This is a genomic window from Streptomyces sp. NPDC031274 (assembly GCF_055570235.1).
In genome coordinates this window covers 180,614-203,502 of the sequence record NZ_JBVIHP010000014.1, presented here as the reverse complement: position 1 = coordinate 203,502, position 22,889 = coordinate 180,614, and the positions used below count along the sequence as shown (strand labels likewise).

14 protein-coding genes are annotated in these 22,889 nt (G+C 72.8%); 5 read left to right on the top strand and 9 right to left on the bottom strand.

The window, feature by feature from the left end:
- Positions 1 to 13: 13 nt before the first annotated feature.
- From ACZ5CR_RS23290 to ACZ5CR_RS23260, 7 genes are all read right to left on the bottom strand, one after another.
- Entirely contained in the window at positions 14 to 181 is a 168-nt protein-coding gene (locus ACZ5CR_RS23290; RefSeq protein WP_468860266.1) for a hypothetical protein, read from the bottom strand.
- 146 nt (positions 182 to 327) lie between these two features.
- The gene (locus ACZ5CR_RS23285) at positions 328 to 2,880 is read right to left on the bottom strand and encodes an ABC transporter permease (protein WP_468860264.1); all 2,553 of its coding nucleotides are present in this window, start codon (positions 2,878 to 2,880) and stop codon (positions 328 to 330) included.
- A complete protein-coding gene (locus ACZ5CR_RS23280) occupies positions 2,880 to 3,659 on the bottom strand; it encodes an ABC transporter ATP-binding protein (RefSeq protein ID WP_468860262.1) in 780 nt (259 codons plus the stop codon). The genes ACZ5CR_RS23285 and ACZ5CR_RS23280 overlap by 1 nt, the downstream gene beginning before the upstream one ends.
- 188 nt (positions 3,660 to 3,847) lie before the next feature.
- Positions 3,848 to 4,810, bottom strand: a complete 963-nt coding sequence (gene galE / locus ACZ5CR_RS23275) for a UDP-glucose 4-epimerase GalE (protein WP_468860260.1) — start codon at positions 4,808 to 4,810, stop codon at positions 3,848 to 3,850.
- 89 nt (positions 4,811 to 4,899) lie between these two features.
- Complete coding sequence (locus ACZ5CR_RS23270) at positions 4,900 to 6,540, bottom strand: glycosyltransferase (protein ID WP_468860258.1); 1,641 nt, start codon at positions 6,538 to 6,540, stop codon at positions 4,900 to 4,902.
- Positions 6,541 to 6,593: 53 nt separating this feature from the next.
- Positions 6,594 to 8,264: a hypothetical protein gene (locus ACZ5CR_RS23265; protein ID WP_468860256.1), complete on the bottom strand. Its 1,671-nt coding sequence runs from the start codon at positions 8,262 to 8,264 to the stop codon at positions 6,594 to 6,596.
- Complete coding sequence (locus tag ACZ5CR_RS23260; RefSeq protein ID WP_468860254.1) at positions 8,261 to 11,740, bottom strand: bifunctional glycosyltransferase/CDP-glycerol:glycerophosphate glycerophosphotransferase; 3,480 nt, start codon at positions 11,738 to 11,740, stop codon at positions 8,261 to 8,263. Before ACZ5CR_RS23260 ends, ACZ5CR_RS23265 begins: the two co-directional genes overlap by 4 nt.
- Positions 11,741 to 11,936: 196 nt before the next feature.
- Here ACZ5CR_RS23260 and ACZ5CR_RS23255 point away from each other — a divergent pair, with 196 nt between their 5' ends.
- A complete protein-coding gene (locus ACZ5CR_RS23255; RefSeq protein ID WP_468860252.1) occupies positions 11,937 to 14,045 on the top strand; it encodes a bifunctional glycosyltransferase/CDP-glycerol:glycerophosphate glycerophosphotransferase in 2,109 nt (702 codons plus the stop codon).
- A 32-nt stretch (positions 14,046 to 14,077) separates the two neighbouring features.
- Here the strand turns inward: ACZ5CR_RS23255 and ACZ5CR_RS23250 are convergent, their stop codons facing one another.
- A complete protein-coding gene (locus ACZ5CR_RS23250) occupies positions 14,078 to 16,948 on the bottom strand; it encodes a stealth conserved region 3 domain-containing protein (RefSeq protein ID WP_468860250.1) in 2,871 nt (956 codons plus the stop codon).
- The gene (locus ACZ5CR_RS23245; protein WP_468860248.1) at positions 16,945 to 17,955 is read right to left on the bottom strand and encodes a hypothetical protein; all 1,011 of its coding nucleotides are present in this window, start codon (positions 17,953 to 17,955) and stop codon (positions 16,945 to 16,947) included. The genes ACZ5CR_RS23250 and ACZ5CR_RS23245 overlap by 4 nt, the downstream gene beginning before the upstream one ends.
- A 310-nt stretch (positions 17,956 to 18,265) precedes the next feature.
- Here ACZ5CR_RS23245 and ACZ5CR_RS23240 point away from each other — a divergent pair, with 310 nt between their 5' ends.
- Genes ACZ5CR_RS23240 through ACZ5CR_RS23225 form a run of 4 tightly spaced genes read left to right on the top strand, consistent with a single transcriptional unit; the run spans position 18,266 to position 22,746 of the window.
- Positions 18,266 to 19,876: a hypothetical protein gene (locus tag ACZ5CR_RS23240; protein ID WP_468860247.1), complete on the top strand. Its 1,611-nt coding sequence runs from the start codon at positions 18,266 to 18,268 to the stop codon at positions 19,874 to 19,876.
- Positions 19,873 to 21,036 carry an acyltransferase family protein gene (locus ACZ5CR_RS23235; protein WP_468860245.1) on the top strand — a complete coding sequence of 388 codons (1,164 nt, stop codon included), beginning with the start codon at positions 19,873 to 19,875 and terminating at the stop codon, positions 21,034 to 21,036. Before ACZ5CR_RS23240 ends, ACZ5CR_RS23235 begins: the two co-directional genes overlap by 4 nt.
- Positions 21,037 to 21,086: 50 nt before the next feature.
- Positions 21,087 to 21,866, top strand: a complete 780-nt coding sequence (locus tag ACZ5CR_RS23230; protein ID WP_468860243.1) for a class I SAM-dependent methyltransferase — start codon at positions 21,087 to 21,089, stop codon at positions 21,864 to 21,866.
- A 55-nt stretch (positions 21,867 to 21,921) separates the two neighbouring features.
- The gene (locus ACZ5CR_RS23225) at positions 21,922 to 22,746 is read left to right on the top strand and encodes a TylF/MycF/NovP-related O-methyltransferase (RefSeq protein WP_468860241.1); all 825 of its coding nucleotides are present in this window, start codon (positions 21,922 to 21,924) and stop codon (positions 22,744 to 22,746) included.
- The last annotated feature ends 143 nt before the right edge of the window (positions 22,747 to 22,889 follow it).

Sequence of the window (22,889 nt, the reverse complement as noted above, 5' to 3'; positions counted from 1 at the left end):
CTCGCGGTGTGGGTCAGGACCGCTTGTCCCGCTTGACGAACAGGGTCACGCCGCAGGCGAGGGCGACCGCGCCGGTTACCACGCTGACCAGGGCCTGCCGTGTGTTGTCGTCCATGACGAAGCTGGACGTGACGTTGACGACGAGGGCGATGGCGAGCACGAGCAGGAGCATGATCTTCATGGGGTCAAGTGTGCCGGTCCTGCGGGGCTTGCTCGTGTGCGGGGTCGGGGTCCGCCCGCCGGGCGACCTCTGCTGCCCGGCGACGCGGGGTATCGGGCGGGTGAGTGGGGGACATCCGCCGCGGCGCGGCGGGACCGTACGTACGGTCAACGCCCCTGCGAGGGATAGCGGCCCCGCAGCACCCGCCAGGCCGGCGGCAGCGTCCCCGCGGCGGTCGTCGCCGTGACCACCAGAGCTATCAGCCCCGCCTGCGCCGCCGTCACGTGCGGCACCGTGCGGACCATCGCCACGCTGAAGGCGAGGAGCGGGACCAGGCCCACCACCCCGCCCACGGCCAGCCCCGTCACCGCGGAGGCCGCCGCTTCGAGGCGCAGCATGCGGCGCAGCTGACTCCGCCCCGCCCCGGCCAGCCGGAGGAGCGAGAGCTCGGGCCGCCGCCCGATGGTGATGAGGCAGAGCGTGCTGAGGATGGCGATGACGGTGAAGCCGCCGATCGCACCGACCGCCGCCACGGTCACCACCTCACCCAGCACCTGGTCCTCCGGTTCCAGCTGCTCGGGCGCGGGGTCCCGCGAGACCCGCGCCCCGGGTGCGGCCGCCCGCAGGGCCGAGGCAGCGGCGCCGCCGCCGTCCGTGGCGACCAGGATCCGGTCCGCCGACCCCGGTGAGGACACATGGCGCAGCAGCTGTTCCTGGGAGAAGAGGAAGCCGCCGAGCGCCAGCTCGCGCTCATACGTCGCCACCACCCTGAGCCGCGCCTCGACCCCGTCCCCGAACCGCACCGTCACCGTCGAGCCGGGTCGTGCGTCCAAGGAGCGCGCCTGGTCCCGGCCCACCGCCACCGTGCCGGGGCGCAGCGCGCCGATGTCGCCGTCCCGGACACCGGGGTCGAGGGTCCGGGCCAGCCCGTCGGGCGTGACGCCGAGCACCGGCAGGCGGTCGAGGCGGGGCGAGCCCGTCTCCCTGCGGGCCAGGACCACCGTGCTCCGCGTGACGCCGGTCGTGGCCACCACCCCGGGTACCTTCCGGACCCGCTCCAGCGTGCCCGCGGGCAGCCCGCCGCCCCCCGCGCTCACCGCGAAGTCCGCCCGCGCCGCGTCCCGCGCCTGCGTGCCCGCCGCGTGCGTCATCGTCGCGCCCGCCGAGAGCTGGACCAGGATGAACGCCGTCACCAGGATGATCGGCGTGATCGCCGCCCCCAACCGCCGTGCCGAAGCAGTGCAGTTGGCCGCAGCGAGGTGACCTGCCGCACCGCCGATCCGGCGCATCGGCGACCCGAGCACCCGCATCGCGCCCTCGGCGATCCACGGGCCGAGCAGCGCGCAGCCGATGGCGAGCACCACCGTCGCCGCACCGGCGGCCGCCGCCGCGGCCTCCCCGCTCTGGAGCGTGGCGGTGCCCGCCGAGCTCACGCCGAGGAACAGCAGCACCAGGCCGGTGACCCTGCGGGCCGTGCCGGGCGCCGCCTCGCGCAGGGCCTGAGCGGGGCGTACCTTCGCCGTCCTCGCGCACGCGATCAGCGCGGCCAGGCGGGCGACGAGGAGCGTCAGGCCCGCGGTGACGAGTGCCGCGGGCAACAGCCAGAGGGGGAGGGGGAGTTCCAGCCCAGGCGGCAGTGCGCCGCAGGCGTCGAGGAGCGTGCGGAGGCCGAGGAAGGCGGGGATCGCGGCGACCGCTCCCACCAGCGCCGCCACCGTGGCGACCCGGCCGACCTCCCGGCCCACCGCACCCCGCAGCTGCCGGGGTGTGGCGCCGACCGCCCGCAACAGGCCCAGCTCGCGCGAGCGTTGCTGCAACGCCTGCACGATCGTCGACGACACGACGAGCAGCGCGATGAGTACGACGGTGCCGGCCACGGAGCCGAGCAGCGCGAGCATGCCCGCGCGGGCCGGGGCGACCTGGAGGAATTCGGCGCCGCCGCGCCCGTCCCCGGTCAGGACGCGCAGCCCGGCGCCGTCCCCGTCCGCCCGGTGCCCCACGCTCGTGAGGCCCGCGGTGTCCAGGGCGTGCCGCACGCGCGCGTGGAGGGCGGACGTGCTGGTGCCGGGCTCCGCCGTGACGCCTATCGCCGCCACCGACCTGGGGTGACCGGCCAGGCGGTGGGCCTCGGCCGAGGTGAAGTAGACGGCGGCGCGCGGGCCTTCGGCCACCCCGGTCACCTTGTACGTCGCGTCGGTGCCGGACACCCGGACGGTGACGCGGTCACCGACACGCGCCGTCCCCTCACCCACGACGACCTCGCCGTCGCGCTCCGGTCCGCCCCCGTCCCGTAGGACATGGGGAGCCAGCCGGGCGGCGCTCCACGGCCGTCCGACGGCCTCGCGCACACCGCCCGCCACGCCCACCTGAAAGACCTCGTCGGCGATGGCCGAACGGACCCCGGGGACCTCGCGCACGGCCTCAAGCGCTGCCCGCGGGACCCGCACGCGTTCGGTCAGGCCCGCTGTCACCGTCTCGCGGTCGCTGCCCCAGGGCTTCGCCGTGAACCGGGTGTTCTGGTCGCCGGTGACGACGAGATCGGCCCCCGCGTAGCGCTCCACGCGCGCGTGGCCGAGTCCGGCCGAGGCGAGCGCGAGGCCGAAGGAGCCGAGGAGGAGAGAGGTGAGGGCCAGCGCGGCGAAGACCGCGGCCCACGCCTTGCGGTGCATGCGGGCGGCGCGTGAGGCGAGGAGCCGGGTGACGTTCGGTGTCGCCGCCATCAGGCTGCCGCCCCCTTCAAGTTCCTCATGATGTGGTGCACTTGGTCGCTGTCCGGCTGGAGGAGCCGGGTGGCGACGTGGCCGTCGGCGAGGAAGAGCGCCTCGTCCGCCCAGGCCGCGGCCGCCGGGTCGTGGGTCACCATCACCACGGTGTGGCCGTCCTGGTCGACGGCCTGGCGAAGGAGCGCGAGCACGCCGTGCGCGGTGACGGGGTCGAGGGCGCCGGTGGGCTCGTCGGCGAAGACGACTTCCGGTCGGGTGACCAGGGCGCGGGCGATGGCCACGCGCTGCTGCTGGCCGCCGGAGAGTTCGGTCGGGCGGTCGTCCCCGCGGTCGCCGAGCCCGACCTCGGCGAGGCCGAGCGCGACGCGCCCCTCGTCGGGCGCACCGCCGAGGAGCAGCGGCAGGGCGACGTTCTCGGCGACGCTGAGCGAGGGCACCAAGTTGTGCGCCTGGAACACGAACCCGACGCGTTCACGCCGCAGCCGGGTCAGCGCGGCTTCCTTGAGGGAGCCGATGTCGACGCCCCCGATGCGTACGGTCCCGGCGCTCGGCCGGTCGAGCCCGGCCGCGCACTGCAACAGCGTGGACTTGCCGGACCCGGAGGGCCCCATCACGGCGAGGAACCTGCCGCGGGGGAGCGTGAGCCGGAGGGGCGCGAGCGCGGCGGGCCCACCGCGCCGGTAGGTCCGGGTCACTCCGTCGAGGCCGAGCGCCTCGGTGCCGCCCGGAGGGCCGCCTTCCAGGGTTCCCGCCGCGGAACCTTGCCGCCTGAACATCGCTGAGAGCTCCCTGCCGCCGACCGTCACTGCCACCGGAAACGCTAGGCAGCGCGAACCGACGGGACGAGAGAGCACGGTCCCGGAGCGGTGGTGTAGCTAGGTCCACCAGGGGGATTGCAGGAAAGTCCCACGACACGCCGGTGCGGGGGACGCTGAGGCGGGATTTTTCTGCGATCGGCCGAGGACTACCCCCGGCGCCAGCCCGCCCACGCCGACGCCACCATCTCGCGCACGTCCCGCTTGGCCGTCCAGCCCAGTTCCGCCGCGGCGCGGTCCGCCGATGCCACGACGCGGGGCGGGTCGCCGGGGCGGCGGGGGGCCACGGTGGGTGCGCGGTCGTAGCCCGTGACCTCGTTGATCAGGGTGGCCATCTCCAGGACCGAGACGCCCTCGCCGCGGCCGATGTTGAGCGTCAGGTCGGTGCCGCGCGGTGCCGTGGCCAGCTTGCGGGCCGTCGCCACGTGGGCCTCCGCGAGGTCGGCCACGTGGATGTAGTCGCGTACGCACGTACCGTCCGGCGTCGGGTAGTCCGCGCCGAAGACGCGCGGGGCCTCGCCGTCCGTGAGCTTCTCGAAGACCATCGGGACCAGGTTGAAGACGCCCGTGTCGGCCAGGTCGGGGCCGCCCGCGCCCGCCACGTTGAAGTACCGCAGGGACGCCGTCGAAAGGCCGTGCGCCCGGCCCGTGGCGCGGACCAGCCACTCGCCGGCCAGCTTCGTCTCGCCGTACGGGCTCATCGGGAGGCAGGGGGTCTCCTCCGTCACCAGGTCCACGTCGGGCATGCCGTACACCGCCGCCGACGAGGAGAAGACGAAGGAGGCGACACCGGCCTCGGTCACCGCCGACAGCAGGACCCGCAGGCCCTCCACGTTCTCGTGGTAGTAGTGCAGCGGCATCTCCACCGACTCGCCCACCTGCTTCTTGCCCGCCAGGTGCACGACACCGGTGACGGCGTGCTCGGTCAGGGTGCGGGACAGCAGGTCCGCGTCCAGCGTCGATCCGGTCACCAGCGGTACGCCGTCGGGGACGCGCTCGGCGATGCCCGTGGACAGGTCGTCGTAGACCACGGTCCGCTCGCCCGCCTCCGCCATGGCGCGGACCACGTGTGCCCCGATGTAGCCGGCCCCGCCGGTGATCAGCCAGGTCATCGTCAGTGAGCCTTCCCGTGTGGTGTCGTGCGTGTCCCGCCGTAGGCGTTCCGACGTGCAGTCTCGCAGAGCGCCGGGTACGGGCCGCGTCAGCGCCCGCCGCCGCCCGTCCACCGCGCCAGGCGCCTGCGTGCAACGCCCGCCACGCCCCGCATCCCCGGCGCCAGCCGCACCGCGAGGTTCCCGGCCTGGGTCGCGTACGGCTGGGCGAGGAGGAGACCCCGGCGCGAGGGCAGCGCCGTGCGCCGCAGCAGGCCCGGGCCCGCGACCGCCCGCGCCGTCGTCTCGCGCGCCGTACCGTCGCCGAAGTGGAGGCGCAGCCGCAGGTCCCATACGCCGCCGCCGAGCGAGCCCAGGTCAAGGACGACGCCCGTCAGCCAGGTGACGCCGTCTTCGGAGGGGCTGAACGCCGTCGTGCGGCGCAGCGCCGGGCCCTCGCCGTTCCTCGGTGCGAGCTCCACGTCGACCGTGGTCGGGCCCGCGTCGGCCACGCGCCCGTACAGCTCGTGCAGCCGCAGCGTCAGGCGGCTGCCGTGCGCGCGGGGGCGCAGTTCGGCGTCCACCGCGAGGGGCAGGAGGCGGATGGGGCGTACGAGGAGGTGTTCCAGGGTGACCTGGGGGAGGTCGGGGGACCAGAGGGGGGTGGTGCCGTCGGGCGATCGTGCGTACGGGGGTGAGAGGCGCGCGGGGCGGGACGCCACCTCCTGGAGGCGGGGCAGGTCGCGCGGCCGGGGGGAGGCCAGGATCACGCGGGCGATGACCCTGCCGGGTGCGGGTGCCGCGTCCAGGTCGGCCGTGTCGAAGGTGGCGAGGTACGCGCGCGTGGCCGTCCACCACTCCTGGCGGTACTCGGGGCCGCGGGCGGTGAGCTCACGCGCGTACATCCGCAGGCTGTGGTCGATGAACTTCGCCCGGGAGGCCTGCGCGAGCCGTTTGCCCGCCATACCCGTCGGGCTCCGTGCCTCGCGCAGGATGTCGACCGACAGGCGGTGGGCCTCCATGCGGGCCCGCCAGTTGTCGATGCCGGAGCGGTCGAGGGAGATCGAGAGTTTGGCCGCCGTGCGGCGTACGTTCCACACGTAGACGAGGTCCGTGATCAGCGCGATGCGCGGGCCCGCCGCGAGGACGCGGGCCGTGAAGACGAAGTCCTCGTACGTGAAGTGGCCCTCGGGGAAGCGCAGGGCGTGCTTGCGCAGGAAATCGGTGCGGTAGAGCTTGTTGACGCAGAGCGTGTCGTGGACCAGACGGGTGCGCAGCTCGGGGCGGGCGATGAGGCGGGCCTTCTTGTAGAGGAGGGGCTGCCAGGGGGTCTCGCGTCCGGAGGGCAGCTCACGGCGTACGCAGAGGCCGGTGGCCACCTCGGCGTCGTGCCGCGTCGCGGCCTTGAGGAGGGCGTCCACCGCGCCGGGCGGCAGGACGTCGTCGCTGTCGAGGAACATCACGTACGCGGACGTCGTGGCCTCGATCCCGTCGTTGCGGGGAGTGCCGCAGCCGCCGCTGTTGACGGCGCGGCGGATGGGCTTGACGCGCGGATCCTCCTGCGCGAGCGCCGCGAGCAGCGCGCCGCTGTCGTCCGTCGAGCAGTCGTCGACGGCGATCACCTCGCGGACGGCCGGGCCCTGGGCGAGCGCCGAGCGCACCGCGTCCGCGAGGTGCGCGGCGTCGTTGTAGCCGATCACGACGACGCAGACCTGGGGCGACGGGGGCGGGAGAGACGGAGAGAGGTCCACGGGGGAAATTTTAGAGGTTACTGGTAATTGTCTGATTAGGGGGGTTGGTGGGTTTAGCGGGGTTTGTGGGATTGGTGGGGGTGGAGGGTCTTTCTCTGCTCACTCCTGTGCGCACTCTTGTGCTCGTCCTTGGGTTCGTCCGTGCGTCCGCCCTTGCGTCCGTCCTTGGGTTCGTCCGTGCTTTTACCGGCACTCACCCGCGCGAGCACCTCCCCCGTCCGTGGCCCCCACGCCACCACCACCGCCTCCTCGGGCACCTTCTGGTCGGGCGAGAGCAGCAGCCAGCGCACGTGGTTGCGGTGGACCGTCCGCGTGCGCTCGGCGCGGGTCGAATCGGGGGAGAGGTAGTCCCGCACCTCCTTCAGGCGGCGGTTGCGTGTGTCCTCGCCCAGTGACGGGTCCGGCCAGGCGGGTGCGACGAGGTTGGCGCCGTACGCGGGGAGGGAGCGGGTGGGGTAGTAGCCGTCGGTGAGGACGACGTCGCCCTCGTGCATCCGGCTCACCGCCCAGCCGTAGCCGGGCCAGCGCGGCGGCTGGTCGAAGCCCACCGGGTCCAGGGCGCGCGGCACGACCGCCCCCGCCTGGAGCGTGAAGAAGCCGATGGCCGCTCCGGTGGCCGCGACGCCCCCGAGGGCCGTGCGCCACCGGCGCCAGGGCCGTGGCGCGGCCAGCTCGATCGCGAGGGCGAACTGGAGCGGGACGAGGGTCAGGCCCAGGATGCGGCCGTAGGTGTAGTGACCGCTCAGCCAGCCGTACGCGACGACCGCGCAGTCCAGGACGAACATCAGGACCAGGGGGTCGCGGCGGTTCTTGTGGAACCTCAGGGCGAGGGCCGGGAGGCCGAGCAGCGCGAGCCAGAATCTCCCCGGCATCTCGGTGTAGAGCTGGCGGTGGATCCAGTCGACGCTCTCGTCGCCGACGAGGGAGAACACGGAGTAGTAGGGCCAGCTCGCCGCGATCACCGCCGCCGTCACGGCGGTCGCCGCCCACTTCCACAGAGCGGAGGGGAGGAAGGGGCGAGGGGCCGACGCGGCGAACGCGACCACCCCGATCACCGCCGCCACGGACGAGATCGGGTGGACGAGCAGGATCACCCCGCACAGCGCGCCGAGCCCCGCGTACGCCCAGCCGCTCCGGGGCGAGCGCGCGAGCGACCCCGCAAGGCCCCACGCCCAGAACGCCAGGCCGATCGCGAACGTCGACGGATACCCGAGGTTCCCCGTCATCGACATCAGACCGAGGTAGCCGCTCCACCACGCCATCCGGGTGCCCCAGAGCACGACCATGGCGAACAGGGCGAGAACAGGCGCCCACTGACGTGACGTCAGGACCTTCACGAACCGGCCGAGACCCGTGAGCAGCACAAGGAGGTTCAGCGGCCCCGCGAGCTTCACGACCTCCCAGCCCGCGAGCCCCGTCGCCCGTGCGAAGACGCCCTGCGCCACCGCGTACGGCGAGTAGTACGGGCTGCCCGCGCCCGGCAGGTCCGCCATCGGGTGGCGCGGGTGAAGGAGGTCGGCCTTGAGCCGCTCGATCACCGCCGCGTGCTGCCCGAAGTCGCAGCACATCGGCACCCGCCAGAAGGCGAGCGACATGACGATCCAGAAGAGGCCGCCGAACACGACGTACGGGCTCGGCCGCCACCTTCCGCGCCCGTGCAGCGCCGTCGAGCCGTGGACCTGGCGCCGCGTGCGGAGCGCGGCCCCCCGCGTGGCCATGGTCATCGCATGAGCCTCTCCGCGACCCGAGCCGACGCCTGCCCGTCGTCCAGATCGCAGTAGGCCTCGCGGAACGCCGCGTACGCGTCCGCGTGCCGGGCCGTGAGGGAGTCGAGGTCGCGGAGGGCCTCGACGACCTCGCCGGTGGAGGCGAGCAGCGGGCCCGGGGCGCTCGTCTCGAAGTCGAGGTAGAAGCCGCGGACCGTGTCGCGGTAGTGCTCCAGGTCGTAGGCGTGGAACAGCATCGGGCGGCCCGTGTGCGCGAAGTCGAACATCAGGGACGAGTAGTCCGTCACCAACACGTCGGAGATCAGGAGGAGTTCGGCCGTGCGGGGGTGGGACGACACATCGCGTACGAAGGGTGCGTGGGCCCCGGGCAGGCGGCCCGCCGTCAGCGGGTGCTTGCGTACGAGCAGGACGTGGTCGTCGCCGAGCACGTCCTGCGCCGCGGCGAAGTCGAGCGCGGGTTCGTAGCGGAAGCGGCCGGGGGAGTAGGCGAGGTGGTCCCGGTAGGTCGGCGCGTACAGGACGATCCGTTTGCCGGGGTCGATGCCGAGATCGCGGCGCACGCGTTCGGCGACCTTGGCGCGGTCCTCGGAGAAGAGGACGTCGTTGCGGGGGGAGCCCGCCTCCATGACCTCGCCCTCGTAGGCGAGTGCCCGCCCGAGATGCGGAGTCGAGAACCGGTTCGGCGACACGAGCACGTCCCACTGCCGGGAGAGCTTGGGCAGGACGTCGAGGTGGCCGTGGTCGGCGTAGAGGGTGTCGGTGAGATCGGTGCCGATGCGCTTGAGGGGCGCGCCGTTCCAGGTCTGTACGACGGTCTGCCCGTCCCGCCTCTCGAAGAAGTCGGGCAGATGCCCGGCGGTGACGATGCGGCGGCAGCGGGCGAGCGCCTCGTACCAGGCGGCGCTGTGCTCCTCCACGCCCTTCGCCCCCGCGGGGACCCGCGTCTGCTGGTCCTGCGTCACCCACAGGTGCTCGACCTGCGCGCCGCGCCGCACCAGCTCCTCGTGGACCGCGCGCGGGGAGTCCCCGTCGAAGTAGAGCACCGCGTCCCGCAGCGGCTGGGTGCGCCGGCTCGGATAGTGCGCGGTACGCAGCCGGTGCCGACGGTAGGCCCCGCGCTCGCCCCGCGCGAGCACGGACCCGGACTCCAGGAGCAGCCGGTCGCCGAACCGCCGGTCGACGGTGAACTCCCGCCCCTCCACGGTCTGGTGGAGCGGGAAGGCGGCGGACACGGAGGCGAGCAGCCGCACGGGCATGCCGTCCTGCGGAACGCCGTGCGCGGCGGCGTCACTTCCCACCTCCCGCAGGAACGCGTACCACCGCCCCTCCCGCAGCACCCCGCCCCCCGGCGCCACCACCCCCCGGAAGCGACCTGCGGTGCGCTCCACCGGGACCGTCAGTTCCTCGTCCCTGCCGCTGTGCCGCAGCACCAGTTCCGCCGTGTCCCAGTTCGCGTCGGACACCGTGCCCTCGATCGTCAGCGTGCCGTCCTCGCTCCACACCACCCGGTCGGCGATCGGCTGCCGGGTCAGTTCGACGACGAGCTGGCCCTGGTCGTTGGCCGATGCGCACAGCTCGCGGCCGTTCGCGCGCGAGGCGTAGCGACCCGGCGGCAGGTCGAGGGCCGCGGCGAGGGACTTGAGCTTGCCGTCGGGCAGGACCAGGTTGGCCTGCCAGCGGTCGCCGTGCGGGGGCTCGACCTCCTTGGGGGCCAGATGCGGGGTGGGCGCGATGTCCTCCAGGTCCGCGAGGCGCATGCGCACGTCGAAGCGGTCGTCGCCCGGGAGCGCCACGGGGTAGTCGAACTCCGCCGACGAGTGCTTGTGCGTCAGGCGCAGGGAAGTCGGGCGCAGATGGCTCGGCAGATGGCCGCTGAGGACCATCTCGTCGCCGTCCTGGTGATGGGCGTCGACCCGGGCCACGTAGTCCTGGATCTTCAGCACCAGGCGGCCCTTGCTGTAGCCGAGGACCAGGCGGAGCCCGTCGCCCAGTTCGCGTACGACGGACTGGGCGGCCGAACCGTCCAGGGGGCGGACCGCGGCCCGCCGCACCGAACCGTGGCCCGCGACGACCACGCCGAGCAGCCAGTTGCCGGGCCGCCACCTGCCGCCCGTCTTCAGCTGCTCGGGGTCGATGGTCAGCTCGAACCCGGAGAGGTCGTAGCAGTGCAGCTGCTGCCGGGAGTTCTCGGTGGCCTGCGGGGCGGCGACCGTCCGGGTGGCGACCTTCCTCAACTGCGCCCTGCTGTGCGCCGACTTGAGGACGGCCGCCTTGACGGAGTGCCCGGGACGCGTCGCCTCCAGGTTGCGCACGTACGCGTATCCGCTGATCCGAAGCAGCCCGTCCGCACCCCAGGCGGCCTCCCGCACCCGCGCGATGACCGGCAGCTCGCCGCGCCCGATGCGGGCCAGCTCCTGCGGCACCCGGATGTGACCGCCCGACGCGCGCGGGTAGGCGGCACTGCGGCGCACCACCCCCCGGATCTGGAAGGCGCTCCCGTTGCGCTGCTCGAAGGTGAGGAGGTCGATCAGATCGGCGGTGCGCCCTTCGCGTACGAGATGCCATTTCACGCGCAGGGACACCGGGAGCCCCGTGATCACCTCCGGATCGGCGCGGCGCAGGAACGCCGACGCGCCCTTCATGAAGGTCGCGCGGTACTCGGGCCCGCCCATCGGCAGACCCTGGAGGAAGTACACGAAGTCGTCGCGCAGGCAGGAGGTGTCGTATGTCTTGCGCATCTCGGGCGCGTGCTCGGCGAGGAACGCGCTGACGTGCGCGCACGCCGCGATCCGGTCGCGTACGCCCTTGACGTCCGTGCGCCGCCGGGTGATCGAGCCCTCGCGCACCCGCCAGTAGTAGACGTGGTCGCTGAGCACGTCCACGGAGCCCGCGAGGAAGTGTGCGGGGATCATGACGGGCGTGTCCTCGTAGAGCTTGCCCTCGGGGAAGGTGAAGCCGTGCCGGTCCCAGAAGGCGCGGCGGAAGACCTTGTTCCAGGCGACGCGGTCGGCGAGCAGCTCCAGGTCACGGCTGATGTGGGTGCGCGAGCGCGGCTCGGTCAGCCATTTGTACTGCCAGGCCTGCTGGCGTCCGCGCTCGTTCAGGCGCCAGACGTTGCCGCTCGCGAAGTCGGACCCCGTCGAGTCGAGGCTCGCGGTCATCCGCGCGTACGCGTCGTGCGGCACGACGTCGTCGCTGTCGACGAACGCCAGGTACTGGGCGGTCGGGGTCGCGTGCCGCACTCCGGTGTTGCGGGCGGCGCTGAGCCCCGCGTTCGGCTGGCGCACATAGACGAACCGTGGATCCTTCGCCGCGAACTCACGTGCGATCCGCGGACTGCCGTCCGTCGAGCCGTCGTCGACGAGCACGGCCTCCAGGTCGGCCATGGTCTGCCCGGCGATCGACTCCAGGCACTCTTCCAGGAACTCTTCGACGTTGTAGATGGGCACGACGACGCTGAGACGGGGCTGCACGGCGACCGGCCTTTCGTGCGCTCCCGGGCGCGGCGGTGGCAGGGGAGCGGCATGGGAGTGGCGTAGGAGCAATCATGGGAATACGGGCGTATTCATCTCATTTGCCCCTTCTCGTCAATTTCTTTGCCCTCCTTCACCCCAATGAGTGAGGCAGGGTCTTCGACAGGACGTGTTCGGCTGACTACCTTCGGTGTTCATGTCGCGCTTCTCGGTCGTCGTCCCCGCCCACCGCGTCCAGGGCTATCTGCGGGAGTGCCTGGACTCCGTGCTCGCCCAGAGCCACCGCGATCTGGAGCTGATCGTCGTGGACGACGCGTCGCCGGACGCCTCCGCCGCGATCGCCGCGGAGTCCGCTGAGCGCGACCCGCGCGTGCAACTCGTGCGCGTCCCGGCGCACGCGGGCGCGGGCCCCGCCCGCAACATCGGCGCGGACCGCGCCACCGGCGACTACCTCCTCTTCCTCGACGGCGACGACCTGCTCCTGCCGGGCGCCCTGGAGGCGATCGACGGGGCGATCGACGCGGCTCGCGACGGGTCTCTCGACGAGGCCGGGGCCCCGGACGTCCTGCTCTTCGGCCACGACCGCGTCGACTGGTGGGAGAACGTGCGCGCGGGCGGCGACGACCTGACGGGAGACCCCCTGGCCGTGACCGTCGCCGCCTGGAACCGCGTCTTCCGGCGCGGGTTCTGGCAGGAGCGCCGCCTCGCGTTCAGCGACGGGGCGTACGAGGACGTGGTGCCGGTGCGGCGCGCGACCCTGGCCGCGGGCGGGCGCGCCGCCGTCCTCGACAAGGCGTGCGTCCGCTGGCGCGAGCGGCGCGGCGGCAGCTTCGCGACGTCACCGGGCCGGGCGCACTTCGCCGTCATCGGGCGGTACGAGGAACTGCTCGCCGCCGCCGACCCGGCCGACCGCGCCCGGCTCGCCCCGCACGCCGCCGCGCATCTGCTCGCGGTGCTCGACGACGCCGGGCGCATCGCGCCGCGCGACCGGCGTGACTTCTTCCGCGGGGCGGCCCGCCTCTACCGGACGTACGGGCCGGTCGAGGCGGCGACCACACCGGGGGAGAAGGCCCTCGCCACCGCCTCGTACGCCGCCTACGAAGCGCAGCGCAAGAGCCGCTCCCGCAGGAAGGGCGTCACCCAGAAGCTCAAGGAGCGGAAGAAGAAGCTCCGCGCCCGCGCCATGCGCCTGGCCTACCGCACCGACCTGCGCCGCCCCCTCGATCCCCACCTCGCGGTCTACGGCGCCTACTGGAACCGCGGGATCTCCTGCAACCCCGCCGCCATCCACGCCAAGGCCCGCGAACTCGCCCCGCACATCAAGGGTGTGTGGGTGGTCTCGTCCCGGCACAAGCACCGCGTGCCCGCCGGGGTCGAGTACGTCGTCGAAGGCTCGCGGCGCTACTGGCAGGCGATGGCGCGAGCGACGTACCTGATCAACAACTCCAGCTTCCCCGGCGGATTCACCAAGCGGCCCGGCCAGGTCTACCTCCAGACCCACCACGGAACCCCGCTCAAGAAGATGGGCCTCGACCAGCGCCGCTACCCCGCGGGCACGCACGGCATCAGCTTCCAGAAGGTCCTCGACCACACCGACCAGTGGGACTTCAGCCTCTCCGCGAACCCGCACTCCACGGAGGTCTGGGAGCGGGTCTACCCCTCGACGGCGTACCAGGCCCTGGAGGCGGGCTATCCGCGCAACGACGTCTACTTCACGGCGGGCGACGCGGAAGTCCAGCAGATCCGCGAGGAGCTGGGGATCGCGGACGGACGCACCGTCCTGCTCTACGCCCCCACCCACCGCGACTACCAGAAGGGCTTCCTGCCCCGCATCGACCTGGAGCGCTTCGTGGACTCGCTCGGCCCCTCGTACGTCGTGCTCGTGCGCGCCCACTACTTCTACGGCGCCGACGCGGGCCTGCGCCACCACCCGCAGCTCATCGACGTCACCGGGCACGCGCGCGTGGAGGACCTCTGCCTGGCCGCCGACGCCCTCGTCACGGACTACTCGTCGCTGATGTTCGACTACGCCTGCCTGGACCGCCCGATCGTGACGTACGCCCCCGACTGGCAGGCCTACCGCCTCGCCCGCGGCACCTACTTCGACCTCCTGTCGGGGCGCGCGGGCGAGACGCCGGGGGCCGTGGCCACCACCGAGGACGAGCTCGCCGGGCTCTTCCGCGACGGCGAGTGGGACACGGCAAAGACGGCGCGGCTGCGCAAGGCCTTCCGGGCGCGGTTCTGCCCGTACGACGACGGGGGCGCCGCCGAACGCGTGGTCCGGCGGCTGTTCCTGTCGCAGTAGGCGCGCAGGAGGCCAGCCCCGCGCTTAGCCGTTCAGCCCCGCTCGTAGGGCGAGCGGACCGGGAAGTACGCCGCGAGGAACGAGCGCATGGCCAGCGCCATCTCCTCGTCGGCGAGCTCGCTGTCCGGGGACTCGCCGATGCAGAAGGCCGTCTTGTTGCGGCCCTGGAGCAGCTGGCCCAGGCGCGCGTGGTCGGCGCGCCTTCCGATGTCGACGAAGTCGTAGGAGATGCCCGCCGGTACCGCGCGTCCCGTGAGGTAGGCGTAGTGGTGGTGCAGGGACGACACCAGGGCGAGGTCGCTGTTCGAGCGGAAGCGGCTGCGCGCGGTGGCTCCGAGCTCGTCCGGGAAGCGCTCGGTCAGCTCCGCGAGGACGCTGCGGTGCAGGGCGTAGGGCGCGTGGAAGAAGCTGTGCGTCGTCGTCCTGCCGAACTCCCGCCGGAGCAGGGCCCGGTTGTTCTTCGCCGCTGCCAGATAGCCCTCGTCGTCCGGTGAGACGGGCAGCGCGGGCACGGACGCCGACGACCAGAAGAAGCGGGAGATGCCCGAGCTGAGGAAGAAGGTCTCCGGGGTGGTGGGGCGGCCGAGGAACATGTCGTCGTTGAGGTAGAGGAAGTGCTCCGACAGGCCCTCGATGCGGTGCAGTTGGCTCTCGATGGAGTGGGAGTTGAAGGTGGGGAGCGCGTCGTCCGGGTCGGCGAACAGGTCGCGGTGGTCGATGACCGTGATGCCCGGGTGTGCCTCGTTCAGCCAGGACGGGGTCTGGCCCGCCGTGACGAGGTAGATGTGCCGGATCCAGGGCGCGTTCGCCGCCAGGGAGCGCAGTGAGTAGCGCAGCTCGTCGCGGTTGCGGAAGCGGACGGTTCCGTGGTCCGGCGACGATTCGTCTTCGGGGACGCCGAGGGCCTCCTCGCGGCGGGCGCGCCACTGGGGGTCGGAGTCGTCGACCCAGGTGTAGACGGCGTCGACGGGGAAGTCGACGTCGCTGATGAGGAGTTGGGAGAAGACGTCGAGGGTCGGGTACGTGCGGTCCGCGACGCGCAGGGTGGCGGTGGGGGAGAGGGAGGGCAGTTCCGACCCGGCGAGGGTGCTGCCGAAGGGCGCGCGCCGGGCGTCGCTTCCGGTGGCTGTGTCGGCTCTGTCGGCAGTGTCGGCTCCGTCGGTCACGCCGTCGGCGACCCGCGGCCAGAACGCCACCGTGCAGGACTGTCCGACACCGTGCCGCAGGGAGAGCGTCGTCGTGGTCACCGGCTTGAAGATCTTGACGCCCGCGACCTCGCCGATGCCGTCGAGGCGCTCGGCGAGCACGACTCCGGGTGCGGCGTCCCGTGGATGGATCAGCTCGGCGTACACGGGCTGACCGTGCAGGGACTCGGCGATCGCCTTGAGCGCGCCGTCGCGTTCGTCGTCGGCGACCGCGAGGGTGTGCGTGGTGCCCGACGTGCGGACGAGGACGTAGGGAATGTCCTCGGACTCAAGCGCGGTGGCGGTGAGTTCGAGGTTCCAGTCGGTCATGTCGGGCGCGAGGACGTCGTCACGGCGCTCGGCGAGACGGCCCACCGAGCGGATGAGGATGCCGCTGGTGTCGGCGGCGATGATCTCGTCCTCGCGGGCCCGCTCGTCGACGCCCGGCGCGGCGTCTAGGGTGTACGGCGTGGTCGGGCGGAAGCCGCAGCCGCCGGACGCGACACCGAGCGCCACCCGGTCCGCGCGGTCGTCGAGCCGCTCGGGGGCGTCGCGCCGGGCCACGAGCCGTGAGTACAGCTCCTGCCAGCGCGCGGTGACGTCGGTGGAGGAGAAGCGGGCGTAGACGCCTTCGCGGGCGGCATGGGCGTAGCTCCGGCGGGTTTCGGGATCACCCATCAACTCGCTCATGGCGGAGGCCAGTTCATGGATCTGGCCGGGCGGTACGAGCAGCCCGTCGACGCGGTGCCTGACGATCTCGGCGGGCCCGGTCAGGACGTCGTACGCGACGACGGGCACACCCGCGGCGAGTGCTTCGAGCAGCACGAGCGGGAAGGCCTCGTTGTGCCCGGCGGTCATCAGGGTGAGCCCTGCCTTGGCCCACTCGGCGGCCATGTCCTGGCAGGGGCCGAGGAGTTCGACGCGGTCCTGCAGGCCGAAGCCGTCGACCAGGCGGCGCAGCTGCTGCTCGCGGTGGCCGCCGCCGAAGACCCGCAGGGTCCAGTCCGGGTAGGCGTCGGCGATCTCGGCGAAGGCCCGCACGGCGTGGTCGACGCGCTTCTCGCCGGTGAGCCGCGCGGCCATGACGATGATCTTGCTCTCGCCGTCGGCGCGGGGCCTGAAGCCGTCGGGCACGGCGTTCGGGATGACCGCGAGCTCGGGGGCGGTGGCGCCGAGGGACTCCGCGATCCAGTCGCGGGTGCGCTCGGTGAGGGTGACCAGGGCGTCCAGGCGCGGCGCGTGCAGGAGCAGGGGTTCGCCGGAGGGGCCGCGGCGCTGGGTCGGGCGGTGCTCCTGGTGCACGGTGACGACATCGGCCGGGACGAGCCCGACGGCGGCGGCCATCAGGGCGGGGGTCGTGGTGACCAGGACGTCGGTGTCCAGGGTGGTCAGGGCGGCGGCCATCTCGACGTCGGAGAGGCGGTCGAAGGCGGACTCCCAGGAGGGCTTGATCAGTTCGCTGGGCAGTGCGGCGAGGGTGCGGCAGGCGGCCTCGTCGAGGCGCGACGCGCGCACCGGGCGCTCGGGGGCCGCCGTGCGGTCGACGAGATAGCGGACGGGGAGGCTGCGGGCCTCGGGGAAGAAGGGCTCGGGGCGGGTCCGGAAGACGGAGATGACCTCGACGTCGTGCCGGTCGGCGAGGTGCTGCGCCTGGGTGTAGGTGGCCAGCTCGGTGCCGCCCATCTCGTCGCCCCAGCCGAGGAGGTACGTGATCTTCATGAGGTCTCCTTCGAGATGTCCCAGCACGTCAGGGCGAAGGCGCCGGACTTGGTGAAGTGGGCGTGGGCGCGGACCAGGGCGCCGCCCGGCAGGGCGAAGACACGGAAGGGGGTGGGGCAGGCGGCCGAGGGGTCGCGCACGTCGGAGAGCCACCGCCCGAGGGGGAGCGGGGCGGCGGCGCGGCTCTCGGCCTCCACGTGGAAGTCCCACACCCACTGCCCGGGGCTCGCCCCCGCCATCTCCCCGAGGGGCAGCCGGAAGCTGAACTCGGCGCCGTCCCACACCGCCCCGACGGGCACGGTGACGCCGTCCCGCCGCCGCACGGCCTTCGCCCGCCACCGCCGCCGGTCGCCCGTCATGACGAGCCGCCCGTGCACGGTGATGCCGTCGCCGCCGGGCACGAACCGCAGGAGCTCCGCGCGCGGCTTGGACCGGGTCACTTGCAGCACCGCGCGCCCGCTGCGGCACCGGACGACGCGGATGAGCGTGCCGGTGCGGGGGTCGGGGGCGTGCAGAAGGGTGGGGGTGGGCGGCAGTTCGGTGTCCCCGTCGATGCCGATGCCGCGCCGCAGTTCGCGTCCGCGGGCGTCGGCGGTGACGACCGTGAGCCGCCAGACGCCTTCGCCGAGGCGCGGGTGGGCAGGGGTGTTCTCCGCCGCGGCGAGCGCGTCGCGTACGTCGCGCAACGTGGCGGTACCGGTGAGCAGCAGCCCCCCGTGGGCGTGCTGCTCGAAGGCGAGCGGGATCCGGAACCGGCGGTGGCCGCGCGAGAGGACCAGCCGGGCCCGCTCCACCTGCTCGTCGGGGAGGACGGCGACGGCGAGGTTGAGCGTGCGGCTGTCCCGGATCGACAGATGCACGGGCGCCAGGAGCGCCTGCGCCCCGCCCCCGGACCCGCCCCCGGACCGGCCGCCGACCCGGCCCGCCACGGCGCGTTCCGCGCGAAAGCGCGTGGTCCTCGCGGTGGCGAGGAGCCGCCGCACGGCGGGCGGCGTGGCCGGGGTCATGGCGTGAACCCAATGTGGTGCATTGGGCCACTTTGCCCGTAGTCCGCTCCGATGTGCCCGTTGTTCGCTCCGGTATGGGGTGAGGCCGCGTACGGGTCACCCGGCTGGCGGACGTGGGCGTAACTCGGGGCAATTTGTGGTGTTATGCCCCTTAATGGTTATGTCTCCCGCGCAGTTCCAGCGCCGTAAGGAACCATCCGTACCACCGGAATCCGTACCACCGGAGTCCGCACCACGGGCCGAAGCCCCCTCTTCGGCTCCCGGGCCGCGCGCACTCGCCTTGTGCCGCCGCTGGGCCGACCCCGCGGCCGTGGCGCTCACGACCCTCCTGGTCACCTGGCGCGCGAGCTCGCTGGGCCAGTGGATCGTCGACGACGCGGCCGTCACCTTCGCCTACGCCCGCAGCATCGACGAGGGCCTAGGCCCCGTGCAGCAGCCGGGCGCCGACCCCGTCGAGGGGTACTCCAACCCCTCCTGGCTGGCCCTGCTCGTCATCGGCCGCAGGCTCGGCCTCTTCGACCACGGCGCGCTCCTCGGGATCAGCGACCTGGTGCTCTACCCCAAGGCCCTCGCGCTGCTCTGCACGGCGGGCGTGCTCGCCTGCGTGGCCCTGGCGGCGCGGGCCGTGCTTCCGGGGCGGGCCTGGGTGGTGACGCTGCTTGCCGGTGGCGTCCTCGCCGCCAACCTGTCGTACGTGGCCTGGTCCTTCTCGGGACTTGAGAACCCGCTGTACGCGCTGACCGCCGCGGCGACCGGGGCGCTGCTCGTCCGGGCCGCCGTGCGCGACACCCTGCTGCGGCCCGCCGTCGCCGTGGGCGCGGGCGCCCTCGCACTGCTCGCCGCGCTGACCCGCCCCGACGGCGCGGTACTCGCGGCGGCCTTTCCGCTGACCGTGCTGCTGTTCCTGCGCCGGGAGAGCGTCGCGCGGGCCGCGCGTGCGGTGGCCCTGAGCTGCGGCACGTTCGCGTTGCCGTACGCGGCCTTCCTCCTCTGGCGCCACGCGACCTTCGGACTCTGGGTCCCCAACACGGCGGTCGCCAAGTCCCAGCAGGCCCCCCGGCTCGCCCAACTGTCCGCCGCCGGCGAGCTGCTGACCTACGGCGGCTGGGCGCTCGCCCTGATCGGCGCGGCCTGCGCCGGCATCGCGCTCGCCCGCCCGGGACCGGCACGCGGCGCCCTCACGGCGCTGCTCGTCCCCCTCGCCCTGACCCTCCTGGCGTACGGCGTGCTCGGCCGGGACTGGATGAAGCTGTACCGCTTCGCGACCCCGGTGTGGGTGCTCGCCGCGACGGCGCTCGCCCTGGCCGCGGTCGCCGTCTGGCAGGCGGAGCGCCCTCGTGCGCGCGTCCTCCTCGGCTGCGCCCTCGCGGGCGCCCTGCTGCTCTCGGCCACCGGACAGGCCGCGCGGGACCGGGGGTTCGTCCACCGCCCGACCCTGTCCATGTGCTTCGTGGCCGAGCGCTACGGCGAGACCTTCAACGCGTACGCCCGTCATCTCGGCCTGCGCGACGCCACCGTGGCCCTGCCCGACCTGGGCGGCACCCTGCTCACCTCGCGGCTGCGCGTCGTGGACCTCGCGGGCCTGACCGACCGCCGGGTCGCCGACGCGTACGCCGCCGCCGACACGGCCGCCCTGCGCGACTACGTCCTGAACGAGGTGCGCCCCGAACTGCTCCACGTACACGCCGCCTGGACCCGCAGATCGGGCCTGACCCCGCCCCTCCTGGCAGCCGCGGGCTACGTCCCCCTCCACATCGAGGGTGACGGCGGCGACTTCGTCCGGGCCGACGCGGTGAAGGACCCGGCCCGGATCGCCGCACTGCGCGAACGCGTGCGCCCGGCCCTGGACGACATGGCCGCCCAGATGCGCCCGGCGGGATGCGGTCCGGTCCTGCGCGCCGGAGAGGGGTCCCCCGCATGACGACAGCTCTCCCGCGCCAGACCCGCCCGCTCCCCGGACTCCCCGCAGCCACCGAGCCCGCACCCCGGGTCGACTCCCTCACCGGGATGCGCTTCATCGCCGCCTTCGCGGTGTTCGTGCACCACTTCACCGGCCTCAGCGCACAGGGCGGCGTGGCCCACGCGCCGCTGCTCTTCCCGTACTCGACGCTCGGCGCGAACGGTGTGGGGTTCTTCTTCGTGCTCTCCGGCTTCCTGCTCACCTGGGGGCACCGCCCCGGCACCCTCGCCCGCCTCTTCTACTGGCGCAGGGCGGGTCGCATCCTGCCCGCCCACCTGGTCGCGACCATCCCCTGCATCTGGGTCTTCTACCTCTGGGGCGGGGTGCCGACGGACGACTTCAGCTTCGTGGCCTCGCTCTTCCTCGTGCAGACCTGGTTCCCCGGTGTCGTGCCGACGCTCCCCGGCAACGGCGTCGCCTGGACACTCAGCGTCGAGGCCTTCTTCTACCTTCTCTTCCCGTTCGCGATCCGCGGCGCCCTGCGCCTGCGCACCCGCACCCTCGCCCTGCTCGCGGGCGGCGGACTCCTCGCCATGTGGCTGGTCAAATGGTGGACGGCCGTCCATCTCTCGCCCTTCGCCAGCGAGTGGATCATGCGCAACCCGGTGAGCCGCCTCCCCGAGTTCGGCGTCGGAATGGCCTGCGCGCTCGCCCTGCGCCGGGGGCACCGCTTCCGGCTCCACCCGCCCGTGCTGCTCGCCTGCCTCGCCGCGTACGCCGTCCTGTACTGCCACCGCACGACCTGGTTCGGCCCGCACGTGGCCGCACAACTCCTGTGGACCCTGCGGCCGTTCGCCGCGCTCTTCGCCGTCCTGTTCATCGCCGCCTACGTCCAGCGCGAGCTGACAGGGCGGCGCGGCTGGCTCTGCTCGCGCCCGATGGTGCTGCTCGGCCTCTGGTCGTACGCCTTCTATCTGCTGCACCAGACCGTCAACCGCCTGATCCTCGACACCTGGGGCCGCCCGCAGCCGGAGAACTCCGCGGTGTTCACGCTCCTGGGCGTCGCGGTCACCGTGGTCGCCCTGTCCTGGGCGATGTTCACGTACGTCGAGGAACCGGCGCGGAAGTGGTGCGCCCGGCGCACTCCGGACCGCTGGCGCCGCTGTGTCGGTACGCGCTAAATGCAGTTTTTGCAGAGAAGATCCCCGTTGAGGCCCATGGAGGAGGAGACGTGCACCAGTCCGCGTACGAACAGATGGAACTCTGTGTGGAGCGGTACATGCCCGCGGGGAAGCGCCACCGGGTGGTCGATCTCGGCGCCCGCGTCTCCGACGGGCAGACCCGCACCCACAAGGCCCTGCTCGAAGGGCGCGACACGGAGTACGTGGGCGTCGACGTGCTCGACGGCCGCAACGTCGACGCCGTGATGACGAAGCCGTACCGGATCCCCGTGAAGTCCCGCAGCGCCGACTTCGTCATCTCCGGGCAGGCGTTCGAGCACATCCCCTTCTTCTGGGCGACGATGCTGGAGATCGCCCGCGTCCTGAAGCCGCGGGGCATCGCCTTCGTGACGGCGCCCTCGCGCGGCCATGTGCACGACGCGCAGGACTGCTGGCGCTACTACCCCGACGGGTTCCGCGCCATGGCCGCGTACAGCAGGCTCGAACTCCGCGAGGCCTACACGGACTTCCCGCCCATGAAGGGCATCCGCCACGCCTACGGAAGCATCGACGCCAAGCACGCCTACTGGGGCGACTCCGTGGGCGTCTTCCAGCGGCCCCGGAACTACCCGAGTCTCACCATGGCCTTCGTGCGGTCCACGACCACGTGGTGGGCGAACAGGATCGGCGGGGTCGACGGCGTACCGCTGCCCGAGCCCATCGAGGGCCGCGCGCACTGCGGCAGACCGAAGACGGTGGTGGCGCCGCGCTCGGTGGACGAGCAGGCGGAGCAGCCCGTACAGCCCGTGCAGCCCGCACAGTCCGTTTCGGCACCAAGTGACGGCACATGAACCTATGTTGACGAAATGTGACATGAAGGATGAGTTGAGCGTACTGTCCGCTTCCATGGCATGGCGACGCGCTGTGAATGGCGCACTGAAGCAATTGACCGGATACCAGCTGACGCGCAAGCCCGTACCGGCCCCGCGCTCGGCGGCGGCCCCGGCGCAAAAGCCCACCCCGGCATCGAAGCCGAAGCCCAAGCCGAAGGCCCTGAACCTCCCCGCCGACTACGACGACGAGGCGAAGGACATCATCCGTGCGGTGAAGCCGTACACGATGACCTCTCCCGAACGGCTGAACGCCTTCATCCTGGCGACCCGGCACGTCGTGCGGCACGACATCCCCGGCGACATCGTCGAGTGCGGTGTGTGGCGCGGCGGTTCGATGCAGGCCTGCGCGAAGGCGCTGCTCGCCGCCGGGGTGACCGAGCGCGACCTGTACCTCTTCGACACCTATGAGGGCATGACCCCGCCCACCGAGGAGGACCTGCGCCTGGACGGCAAGTCCGCCGAGGAGCTGCTCAAGCTGCAGGGAAAGGACCGCCCGATCTGGGCCGTCGCCTCGCTCGACGACGTCAAGTCCGGCTTCGAGAAGGTGCCTTACCCCAAGGAGCGCGTGCACTACGTACGGGGAATGGTCGAGGAGACCGTCCCGCGCGAGGCGCCCGAGCAGATCTCCATCCTGCGTCTGGACACCGACTGGTACGCCTCGACCAAGCACGAACTCGAAGAGCTGTACCCGCGGTTGGTCAGCGGCGGGGTCCTGCTCATCGATGACTACGGCTACTGGCAGGGATCGCGTCAGGCGGTCGACGAGTTCATGGAGAAGACCGGCGAACGGCTGCTGCTCCTGCGCATGGACGAGGGACGCATCGCCGTCAAGCCGTGACTCGGGAGTCAACCAACTGTATGTGGCAGGTATGTGAGCGGGCCCTGTGTCCGGCAGCCCCGAGCTGCCGGGCGCGGGGCCCCTCGCGTGCTCACTCGAATGGCCCTGCGCGGGTGACCCGGAAGGGCGGTGGTTGTTAACCG